We start from the raw sequence: 1,526 nt of genomic DNA, 5'->3' as shown, positions 1-1,526 counted from the left end.
GATCCCGGCCACCTCGGACCGGGAGAATTTTCGCTGCGCCAGCACCACGACGTCGGCTCCGTCGATGCTTCCGGCGTCCACGGGAAGCAGGCCGGGACTCAGAGAGATCATCTCGGCCAGACCGGACCTGAGAAGCCGATCCGATGCCTTCAACACCACACGCACGTCCGCCATACCGATGCAATCTCCCGCTGATCGAGTCGTCTTTCCCCTCACGACGCGGATCGGGCGGCACGCGTTCACCACGACGCGGATTCGCGCGGCAGGTCCCTGCCGTCTGCCTGGGTACAGCTCGTCCTGGTTGCGGCCGGCGCCGGCGCCCAGGATCGAGACATGACCAACAAGACCTTTCTGATCACCGGAGTCAGCACCGGTCTCGGCCGCGCTTTCGCGGTCGCTGCGCTCGAGGCCGGCCACACCGTCGTGGGCACCGTCCGCAAGGACGCCGACGCGGAGGCCTTCACCGCCCTGCAGCCAGGACGCGCCCACGCACGAGTTCTCGACGTCACCGACGACACCGCCGTGTTCGCCACGGTGGCCGACGTCGAGCGAACCGTCGGCCCCATCGACGTGCTGATCGCCAACGCCGGGTACGGCCTGGAGGGCACCTTCGAGGAGACACCGCTCGCGGCCCTGCGCGCCCAGTTCGACGTCAACGTCTTCGGCGCGGCCGCCACCATCCAGGCCGTCCTGCCGTCCATGCGCGAACGCCGCCGCGGCCACGTCCTGGCCGTCACCTCGATGGGCGGCCTCGCGGGCTTCGCCGGTGTCTCCGGCTACTGCGGCAGCAAGTTCGCGCTCGAGGGCATCCTCGCCTCCCTGGCCAAGGAGGTCGCCGGCTTCGGCATCAACGTCACCGCCATCGCCCCCGGATCGTTCCGCACCGACTGGGCCGGACGCTCGATGACCCGGGCCCCGCACACCATCGCCGACTACGACGAGCTGTTCGGCCCCATCCGTCAGGCCCGCCAGCAGGCCAGCGGCCGCCAGCTCGGCGACCCTGTCCGCGCGGCCGCCGCCGTCCTGCACGTCCTCGACGTCCCGGAGCCGCCGAACCACCTCGTCCTCGGCTCCGACGCCCTCAAGGCCGTCCGGACCGGGCGGCAGGCCGTCGACCGTGACATCGACGGCTGGGAGAAGCTTTCCCGCTCCACCGACAGCCCGCTGTGATGCGCACGTAACGCCGCGCGCTCAGGTGAACGCGGGGGGCGGCCGGATCGTAGTTGACGATCGAAGGAGTTCACTCCGGCGGCCAGGAGGTGGCATCGACGTGCGGGTGCTGGTGGTGGAGGACGATGGCAAGCTCGGACCCGCGATCGGCGCCGGGCTGCGGGCCGCCGGGTTCGCGGTCGACAGCACCGGGTGCCGGGCCGGCGCCGACCTCATGGTCTCGGTCACCAGCTACGACTGTGTGATCGCCGACCGCGGGCTGCCCGACGGTGATGCGCTCGGGCTGATCAGGTCGTGGCGCCGGGCCGGGCGGACGCTGCCGGTGCTCGTGCTGACCGCGCTGGCCGCCGTCGAGG

2 protein-coding genes are annotated in these 1,526 nt (G+C 71.2%); both read left to right on the top strand.

Translation table 11 applies throughout. From position 1 onward, the window contains the following. The first annotated feature begins 333 nt into the window (after positions 1-333). Entirely contained in the window at positions 334-1,170 is an 837-nt protein-coding gene (locus tag RBH18_RS43795) for an oxidoreductase (RefSeq protein WP_306216433.1), read from the top strand. A gap of 100 nt (positions 1,171-1,270) precedes the next feature. After that, on the top strand, positions 1,271-1,526 hold a 256-nt coding region (locus tag RBH18_RS43790; protein WP_372339081.1), incomplete at its 3' end, for a response regulator.

This window comes from Actinoplanes oryzae (genome assembly GCF_030757795.1).
GTDB lineage: Bacteria > Actinomycetota > Actinomycetes > Mycobacteriales > Micromonosporaceae > Actinoplanes.
This window is presented reverse-complemented; position numbering and strand designations above follow the sequence as displayed.